The sequence below is a fragment of the Candidatus Saccharimonadales bacterium genome (genome assembly GCA_035480635.1).
Lineage (GTDB): Bacteria > Patescibacteriota > Saccharimonadia > UBA4664 > DATIHN01 > DATIHN01.
On record DATIHN010000006.1, the window covers coordinates 23775 to 32849 of the forward strand.

12 protein-coding genes are annotated in these 9075 nt (G+C 50.4%); 3 read left to right on the forward strand and 9 right to left on the reverse strand.

The genetic code is table 11. From position 1 onward, the window contains the following. From recO to VLE72_00720, 7 genes are all read right to left on the reverse strand, one after another. Window positions 1-705, reverse strand: coding sequence for a DNA repair protein RecO (recO, locus tag VLE72_00690; protein HSX14415.1), 705 nt, complete (start codon window positions 703-705; stop codon window positions 1-3). 1 nt (window position 706) lies between these two features. Further along, the gene (locus tag VLE72_00695; protein HSX14416.1) at window positions 707-1084 is read right to left on the reverse strand and encodes a response regulator; all 378 of its coding nucleotides are present in this window, start codon (window positions 1082-1084) and stop codon (window positions 707-709) included. 17 nt (window positions 1085-1101) lie between these two features. Next, window positions 1102-3063 carry an ATP-binding protein gene (locus tag VLE72_00700; protein ID HSX14417.1) on the reverse strand — a complete coding sequence of 654 codons (1962 nt, stop codon included), beginning with the start codon at window positions 3061-3063 and terminating at the stop codon, window positions 1102-1104. 69 nt (window positions 3064-3132) lie between these two features. Beyond that, window positions 3133-3579, reverse strand: coding sequence for a methyltransferase domain-containing protein (locus VLE72_00705; GenBank protein HSX14418.1), 447 nt, complete (start codon window positions 3577-3579; stop codon window positions 3133-3135). Between the two features lie 36 nt (window positions 3580-3615). Continuing rightward, window positions 3616-3870 carry an exodeoxyribonuclease VII small subunit gene (gene xseB / locus VLE72_00710; protein HSX14419.1) on the reverse strand — a complete coding sequence of 85 codons (255 nt, stop codon included), beginning with the start codon at window positions 3868-3870 and terminating at the stop codon, window positions 3616-3618. Further along, window positions 3863-5026 carry an exodeoxyribonuclease VII large subunit gene (xseA, locus tag VLE72_00715; GenBank protein ID HSX14420.1) on the reverse strand — a complete coding sequence of 388 codons (1164 nt, stop codon included), beginning with the start codon at window positions 5024-5026 and terminating at the stop codon, window positions 3863-3865. Before xseA ends, xseB begins: the two co-directional genes overlap by 8 nt. Next, on the reverse strand, window positions 5027-6022 hold the full coding sequence (locus tag VLE72_00720) for a lysylphosphatidylglycerol synthase transmembrane domain-containing protein (protein ID HSX14421.1): 996 nt from the start codon (window positions 6020-6022) through the stop codon (window positions 5027-5029). A 40-nt stretch (window positions 6023-6062) separates the two neighbouring features. Here VLE72_00720 and VLE72_00725 point away from each other — a divergent pair, with 40 nt between their 5' ends. From VLE72_00725 to rpmA, 3 genes are read left to right on the forward strand one after another with little or no spacing between them, the layout of a single operon-like run. Then, window positions 6063-6290, forward strand: a complete 228-nt coding sequence (locus VLE72_00725; GenBank protein HSX14422.1) for a hypothetical protein — start codon at window positions 6063-6065, stop codon at window positions 6288-6290. 1 nt (window position 6291) lies between these two features. Further along, complete coding sequence (locus tag VLE72_00730; protein ID HSX14423.1) at window positions 6292-7434, forward strand: DNA methyltransferase; 1143 nt, start codon at window positions 6292-6294, stop codon at window positions 7432-7434. Next, entirely contained in the window at window positions 7421-7693 is a 273-nt protein-coding gene (gene rpmA, locus VLE72_00735; GenBank protein HSX14424.1) for a 50S ribosomal protein L27, read from the forward strand. The genes VLE72_00730 and rpmA overlap by 14 nt, the downstream gene beginning before the upstream one ends. On the opposite strand, the gene VLE72_00740 is transcribed toward rpmA, so the two are convergent. After that, complete coding sequence (locus tag VLE72_00740; GenBank protein ID HSX14425.1) at window positions 7694-8110, reverse strand: response regulator; 417 nt, start codon at window positions 8108-8110, stop codon at window positions 7694-7696. It lies immediately after the preceding gene. Between the two features lie 200 nt (window positions 8111-8310). Continuing rightward, entirely contained in the window at window positions 8311-8811 is a 501-nt protein-coding gene (locus VLE72_00745; protein ID HSX14426.1) for a hypothetical protein, read from the reverse strand. Between the last annotated feature and the right edge of the window lie 264 nt (window positions 8812-9075).

A 9075-nucleotide genomic window follows, 5' to 3' on the forward strand; every position in this document is an offset into this window, starting at 1 on the left:
TTAGGCCGCCGGGAAACTGCGGCCAAAAATGTATGCGTAGAATGTATCACAAACACCCAAGGTTTCAACTGCCAAAATTTCATCACTACTAATGAGCGCATTAAGGTCAGAATCGCAAATCCGGCGCCACAATCCCAATTGGTTGGCATTAACCCTAAAATCCTCCGGCCCAGCGCAACTGCTATCAACCGCCCCACCATGCTCGGGGCTCAGGTAGGCCTGCTCAAGTGCGCCACCGCAGAGGCTGCAAATGTCGAGCTGCGGCCGATAGCCCATTTGAACTAAAAACTGTAATTTAAAAAACAGTTCCAGGCGCTGGCTAGCTCCCGCTTGGTCTAAGTAATTCAAGCTATCGGCCAGCAACTGATAGAGGCCAGGTTGGGCATTGTGGTCGCTGGTCAAGCGCTCCACAATTCGAGTCATTAAAAAAGCTAGTTGCAAGCGATCATAATCACTGGTTAGCTGCTGGGGGTAGTGCTCTAATCTGGCCGAAGTCACAATATCCAGATTTTTACCCACCGCCAGCATCAAGTTAGACTGGCAAAACAGCTCGACGTGGCCGGCTTGGCGACTCAAAGGCTTGCGCACACCACGAGCCACCGCCCGCAATTTGCCCCGATCTGGGGTGAAGAACACGATGATGCGATCGGCCTCGCCTAAGTTGTGCCGCCCCAGGACTATACCGCTGGTTTTATACGTCGCCACATTAGCTGGCCAGCGTGCGCATGACCTTTTCCACCACCTCGTCTGGGGTGTGGTGAGATTTGATCAAATAATCATTAACGCCCAGGGCCCCGGCCAACTCTTGGTTCATATCAACTTCGGCTTCACCCAGATTGGTTAACAAAATGACCGGAATGTTGCGCAAGTTGGAGCGTTTTTTAATTTCCTTTAAGACATGGAAGCCGTTTAGTTTGGGCATCAAAATATCGAGTAGGATTAGGTGGGGCAGATAATTTTCCAACAGTTTCAAGCATTCCTCCCCGTTGGTTGCGACCATAATCTCGTGGCCCTCCAGCTCGAACTTGGCCTGATACATCTCCACCAAAATGGCGTCGTCTTCGACTAACATTATCTTTGCCATATATCCCCCATTATACCCTATGACTTCAGCAGCGGCAGCTGTTTTGCGATTGGCAATGAAAAACTAAACTTCGATCCCTTACCCTCACGGCTGGTTACCCAAATCCGGCCGCCATGCGATTCCACTAAGTTTTTAACAATAAATAAGCCCAAACCGGTGCCGCCAGCCTTGACGCTCAACGGATTGTAAACCCGGCCAAATTTCTGGAATAAGCGATCAACTTGGGCGGCTGAGACCCCTACCCCACTATCGGCCACGCTGGTGATCAGCTCATCACCCTGGACCTTGAAATCAATAATGACCTCACTTTTGGGCATGGAATATTTGATCGCATTATCAACTAGATTGACCAGGATTTGGCGCAAGCGATTTTCATCGGCCAGCACTAGGGGCAAGCGATTACGCCTGGTAACTCTAAGCATAATCTGGCGCTCAAAGCCTTTACTGGCGAGTTCGGTCACAACTTCGCTAATAATAGCTTCGATCGAAATTGGCCTGGGGCTTAAAATAATTTTGCCACTTTCGATGTAGCTGGCATCCAAGAGGTCTTCAACCAAGTTAATCATCCGCTGGTTACTTTGATAGACCCGGTTCAAAAAGTGAAACTGTTTGTCGTTCAGATCACCAAAGTCTTTTTTCAGCAACATACTTAGGAACCCCTTGATGGCCGACAGCGGCGTGCGCAGTTCATGCGACACAATCGAAATAAAATCGCTCTTGATTTCTTCGATCTCGCGGTCTCTTTGGGCATTCCGAATAATGGCGACTCCACCGGTCACCCGGCCAGCCGCATCAAAAACCGGCGAAAAACTAATTTCGGTCCAGACGTTCTCCCCGACCTTAGTTTTGATCAGATGCTCACTTTTAGTGATAGTTTTGCCATCGCTTAAGACTTGGGACATTGGAATAGTCACATAGCTAGACTGCCCGCCGTCAACCGAAACGGCTCGAATAATACGATCAAAAGACTGGCCAACCGATTCATTGACGCTAAAACCGGTTAGTTCTGAAGCCGCTGGGTTAAATCCAACGATCCGAGAGGCCGCATCAAAAATCACAATACCCTCATCAGTAAAGGTAAAGACGGCTTCCCAACGTTCACGCCGCGAGTTAACGTCGTTATATAAGTTGGCGTTTTCGGTTAGCACGGCCAAGCGGCTGGCCACCAATTTAAGCAGGCGTGAATCATGCGAGCCATAGGGGTTTGAGCGACCACTAACGATAATTACTCCTAGAACCTTCGAATGATATTGAACCGGCACCACGATCTGGGGCGGCTCCTTGGCTAGCACGACTTCGCTTTTGACGAAGGCTTGAGCGATCGGATGAATATCGCTCAGACGCAAGCTGGCCGGATGCCCCATGCTTTGATCAAGTGTAGCAATCCGAGCCAGCAGCTGCTGATCGGGCTGGTAGCTATAAATACTAACCATGGGTGAATCGAGCAGGACCCGGATCTTGCTTAAATACAGCGGGTACGACTGGTCCATCGAGAGCCCAACCACCGGACTCAGGTCTGAGAGTTCCGTCAATTCCCGCAGGTGGCGCTGGGCCTTAGTAGCCATGGCATTGGCCTCAACAGTTTTTTCGATTAATGGCGTGATGTCGCGGGCCACACAGAAGATGCCGAGGTAGGCACCACCCCTAATAATTGGGTTGAGCGAAATCTGAATGTGGTGCTGGCCGTCAGCGGTATCGGCATAGAGCAAAGGGCTGGCACCTTGGTGCAGTTTAATAAAAGTCTCTCTGGGCTCGCGATCAAAGACCAAACCGCCAGCTGTTACCATGACGGTATTAGCCGCCTGTCCTCGTTCGCGGCCATCAAATTCAAACAGGTCTTGCCACAGTTGGTTGAAGTCAACGATCTTGCCATGATCGTCGATAACCATGAAACTTTCGCTGACATACTCTTTGATAACCTGCTCAAGCTTAAGGGCAGGCGGTGCTGAGGTGCGGCCAGTTTTTGCACTCTTTGGCATGCAGCTAAACCTTTACTAAGCCCACCTTAGCATGCAGGTTAGGGCCGTCTCAAGCGTAAGCGCCAGCGCTTAATTCAATTCATAATAGTAGATACCGCGGGCCACCTTGGCCGCTTTGAGTCCTGGAATTTCAAAGGTATACGATAAGACTTTTAGTGGTCGTTCGGCCTCATCTAGAGTTCGAGCGAAACGCTCCATCTGGTGCCCGATTAGAAATATGTAAATGCAATCAACCTTCGGCCAGGCTCCGTGCCAGTAGTTCCCCCACTTGATGCGAGCCCGACCCCGGTAAGGCCTAAGCCTCAGCCAAGCTACCAACCAAAGCAAGGGATTTATTTCAATGCCAGTCGCATTTATGCCCCGCTTGGCGGCGGCTAGTAACAGTTCGCCACTGCCCGCCCCCAGGTCCAGTAAACTATCGCCTGGCTGGAGTTGGGCTAAATCCAGGGCTGCCCGGGCCGTCGGCTTAAGGGTTGGCAAATACGGTGCGCCCATAATGCCCCCAATCGCAAACATGATCGCAACCACCAAAAGGCCAGCCAAAACTAGCATCTAAAATAGTTTGGAGTCGGCGGAGTTAGTTGGTTCTTCGTCAGGTTGCGGTGCATCATACTTGGCCTTGATTTTTTCGACCCGATTTTCGACCTGATCCAAATGAGTCCGCAGTTTTTCGGCTAGCTCCATGCCCCGTTCAAATTTCTTGAGGCCTTCATCTAAATCCACTTGCTCACTCTCAAACCAAGTCGTAATGGCCTCGAGTTCCGTGAGTCCTGCCCCAAAATCAAAGTTGTCGGATGGTTTAGTCAACTTTTGCCCCCAAGCTACCTTTGGCCAATTGTATCATGAGCGGATCTCCAGCCTTCAGACCAGCTGGTCCTTTGATGATGCGCTGACCATGACGAACTATTGCATAGCCGCGAGCCAGCGTGGCCGTCGGGTTATAGCCAGTTAATAAGCGACTCAGTGCATCGACATTTTGCCGCTGCTCTCGCATATGATTTTGAGCCGTTTGCAAGCCGCGGCCCAGCTGATTAACTAAACCAGTTAGTAACTGCCGTGGCCGATCGATAAAACGCTCCAAGCGTAATTGCGATCGGTCTAAGAGCTGAATCATGGCTTCGAGATGTTGATTAAAATGCAGGCGGTTGGCTTGATTCAAATGATTAATTTTCGCTAAAATCTCCCGCCGATCGGGCACAACTAGCCTAGCCGCGTCGGTCGGTGTGGCGGCCCGCAGATCAGCCGCTAGATCAGCAAGGCCCACGTCGACTTCGTGCCCCACACCCACAATGGTTGGCGTGCGGCTAGCAGCGACGGCCCGTACCACCGGCTCAGTACTAAAGGCCGCTAGATCCTCCAAGCTGCCGCCCCCGCGAATGACCACAATCACATCGAGCGGGTCTGAGAGTTGGTTTAAGTGGGTCAAAGCCGCCACCACACTATCTGGAGCCGACTTGCCCTGCACCGTAACATCGGCTAAGACTATGTCTAACCCACCCCAACGGGCCCCCAGCACTTTAATAAAATCAGCGTAGGCTGCTGACCCAGCTGAGGTCACTAGCCCAATTCGCTTGGGAAAGTTTGGCAAGGGCCGTTTGCGAGCTGGTTCAAACAGCCCTTCAGCCTCTAACTTGGCTTTGAGTAATTCGAGAGCGCGCTTGAGCTCGCCTTCACCGGCCAGCTCAACCTCTTTGACTGTGAAGCTAAATTTACCCCAATTTAGCAGCTTCGGGCTGCCTGTCACCCTAATACTCATACCATCTTCAATTGGCACTTTAAGGCTAAAAACCGGGGTAAAACAGGGCAAAGTCGCCGTCTCGTCCTTTAGATCAAAGAAGGCCCATTTGCCCTGATTGACCTTGTAACCAGAGACTTCGCCCTCGATCGTCACCGCAGGATATGCAAACCCAAGGGTCTCATTTAGGATAGCAATAAAGGCGCTGACTGAGATACTTACTTCCATCTATAGAGTCTTCCGATAATAGTAATACCCAACCGGCAGGAAAATGATGGCATTTAGGACCCGATAGACCAAAACTCCTGCAAAACTAACATCAAAGGGCACCCCCAGGGCCACTAATGACCCAATCATGGTGGCTTCATAAACCCCGGCCCCACCAGTAATTGGCGAAATTAGGCTAACGATGTTGGCTAGCGTGTAGGCTGTTACCATGACGCCCGGGTTTAGGGCCTGGCCGAAGGCCAAAAAAACCACATAAACGGTGGCTACTTCGGCCACGTTTGCACCCAAGCTATACAAAAACGGCAGGCGCCAATGACCGCGCTGTTCTCCCAACACTTCATAACCATGATAAAACTCATCGAAGAAATGTTCGCTTTGAGCTTCACTGATGACGCTGCCACGGTGGCGAAAGACGGCTCTAGCGGTCCGATTAATGAAGCCAACGATGGCCCGGCCCACCCGCTCAACTTTTTTGCGATCAGCAATTATAACGATAATGACCAGACTAAAAATCAGAATTCCCAGGACCAGCAGCATCATGAAGCGAACTGAACCTTGATCGAGCTGGCCGGTCAAAAAGAGCAGGAGGAAGCCTAAGGCTAGCACCACCAGAAATGATCCGACGGTAAAGCCGTAGCTGAGCAATTGTGATAGCGTTGTTTTCCCAGGTGGGACTTGATCGCTAAGGCTATTAGATAGATACGATGCCCCTACAATCCCACCGGAGGGAAAGGCCTGGTTCACAAAGTTTAAGGCCATGGCTCGCTCTAGTAACGGTCGAGTAGCCAAATAATAACCAAAGATCGCAAAAAAGCTTTGATAGTATTTAGCATTAAACCAATAGCTCAGTACTTGCATCGGTATAAGCAGTAACAAAATATACCAATTAGCCCCGCGTAATAGATGCGGCACCTGGCCGATCTTGGCTCGACTCAAAAATATTAAGCTGGCTAAGGCAAGTAATCCAACCCACTGCAGGATGCGTCGAAAGGTCATGCACAGATTATACCAAAAGCGGATTTGATATGATTAACCAATGAAGGTTGTAAATAATATTGCAATGGCAGTCTTTGGGCTAGTCCTGACTTTAATCAGCGTCCTAACCTTTGCATCTGCCAGTAGCCTGGTTGAGGCCAGCCGTGGTTGGGGGGCCTTGTTCGGGCTAAACTTCTTTGTGGTTGCTCTAATCGGTTTTGTTATCTTACTTGATATTATGTATCTGGCCGTACTAATGCACATTTTGGCTGCTAGAAGAGTCAAATAGCATGCGTTATCTGGCAATCTTAGGTCGACAACCCGCCATTAGTCTAGCTGAGCTTGAATCGGCCTTGGGCGCAGAATCGGTTGAACCGTTCGGTGGGCAGGCTCTGCTGGCTAAACTACCCAATATCAACCGGCTGGGCGGCACCATCAAACTAGCGGAAGTGATTTATGAAACTAAAAGCTCTAACTCCGATTTGGTGGCCTTTCTTGCAACCAACCTAAAACTACCAGCCAGCGGCAAAGTCACCATTGGCTTGAGCTTCTATGGCCAGATCAGAACCCAACCGACCAAATTCGGGATGGAGCTCAAACGACACCTCAAAACCTCAGACCGCTCGATTCGCTTACTCTTGCCCAAGCCCAGGCAGAGCGATTTGAGCGCCGCCCAGCTGAAGTTCAATTCTATTGGTATAAATGGCATCGAACTCATTATTGTTCGGGCTGGGCAAAAAGTTGTCCTAGCTCAAACTGTGCAATATCAGGATATCGATGCCTACAGCGCCCGCGATTATGGCCGGCCTGGCCGCAACCCCAAGGTCGGCATGCTGCCACCTAAACTGGCCCAAATTATGATTAATTTGAGCGGCCTAAAAACCGGGACCATTCTCGATCCTTTCTGTGGCACTGGCGTGATATTGCAGGAGGCCCGGTTAATGGGGTTTAAGGCCATTGGTAGTGATATCAATCCTGAAATGGTTGCCGCTGCCAAGGCTAATCAGAACTGGCTAAGCCAGCAGTTCAAGGACTTGCCGGCTTGGGAAGCCTCAACCGGCGATGCCAGAACAATAACAATCAAACCAGATTCAGTTATTGTGAGCGAAAACTATCTTGGACCGATGTTTGATCACAGCCCAACCGAGGACCAACTCCGGCTGGCGGATACCGAAGTCTCAACCACTACTCGCCAATTTCTACAACGAATCCACGCTCAAATCCCTACTAACATCCGAATCGTCCTCTGTTTACCCGCCTGGCAGACTAGCTCTGGCCAACGCTTGCCTAGAGTCGTTGACGAAATTCCCAGATTAGGCTATACTTTGACGAAGTTTCGCCACGCTAGTGCCGACCAATTAGTCTATCTCAGACCAGGGCAGCACGTGGGCCGAAAAATACTAGTAATTACAAAGAGCCATGTCAAAGACTAAAGCCGGTGGATCAACTAAATTAGGGCGCGATAGCGCTGGCCAGCGCCTAGGCGTCAAACGCTACGGCGGCCAGAGCGTAGAAGCTGGTGCCATTTTGGTCCGCCAGCGCGGTACTCGCATCAAGGCCGGCACGGGTACGGCCGTTGGTCGCGACCAAACCATTTATGCTACCAAAGCCGGTCTAGTGACTTTTGCTCACAAAAATAAAGCCCACTTTACTGGCACTCGCCAGCCCGCCACCATTGTTAGCGTCGAATAATTAAGCGGCCGGTGGAGCTGGAGGCGCTGGCGGCGTCGGGCCGCTTAGGCCTAGGCGGAATTTGATGCGGTCAACTACATCGGATATGACGGCTTGGGATTTGACCAAATAGTCATCGACGCCCAACTGCTTAGCTTTTTGCTGATCAGCTGGTTGAGACAGAGCGGTCAGAATAATAATTTTGATTTTGGCCGTCTCCGGCGTGTTACGCAAAATGTCTAGCACATCAAAGCCGCTGATTTTGGGCATCATGACATCTAACAATATCAAATCCGGTTTAAAGGCCATGGCCTGAGAGAGCGCGTCTTCGCCATTGGCGCAGTGGGCCACTTCAAAATTTTCGGCTTCCAAGCGGGTTTTATAAACTTGGGCCAAACCCTCATCGTCTTCGACTAGTAAAATCTTAGGTTTCATCATTCCTCCGCGGCTAACTAGCTTGTCTGGCTTATCTTACCCTAGGCCGGGGCAATCGAGCAAGTCGATTCACTTAATTAAGAGTTAAGATACAAACCTGGCATCTTATGTTTACTGAACCTTAAAGAAAAATATAACGCCCCTAGGACACATCGCATAGTTAGCGATGCATACCTAAGGGCATAATACGGTCTTTCAACCCCCTATCCGAGGTAGTCATCTGGAAGGTCACCCTCTCCAGGCATGATTAATCCGTCTCCGGACGATGGACTCCAATTGATATGCTGACCTTCGCTGAGCTTGGCCAGCACTCGCTCGAGATCGAAGTCCATGTAAGTCCGAGCGTTGGTAACTGTTTTGTAGATGCTCTCATAGCGAAGCCATGCCAGCATTCCAACCCGAACGGTCTCTATAGAACCCAGCCGCCTGTCGATTGCTACGAGGGAAACACAATGTTGGATAATGACCAGCCTGGGTTCGTCTGTAGTCAGATCGTCGTCGATCTTTTCAAACAGGTGGACAACGATCAAGAAATCGCCAAGTGTGAAGTACTTCGGCAGGCCTATGTCAGCCGAAAGAGGTTCGCAAACCTCATTTAACGAGCGAGCGATGTCCGCCAGAGTCTGGTTGACAATCTCGATTCGACGCACTTTTCGCGCACTTGCAGCACGCTCTTCTTGGACCTGGGCTTCGGTCTCAGCCATGAGCTGAGCATCCCGATCATCTGCGATCTTCTTGCTAAGGGACACAGGGGCTCGCTTTCGAATTGGAGGAATTTCAAAGAATAGTTATAAGATAGCATAAATTTCTGTTTAGTCAATATTTTAACCTTGGAGGGCCTTGATGGCTGCATCCAGTTGGGGATCGCGTCCGGCATCACTATCGGCTGTGGTTTTTAGTATCACCACATCGGGTTTAATGCCCTCTTGGGAAATGTTGCGCCCGCCCGGTGTATACCAGTGAGCCAC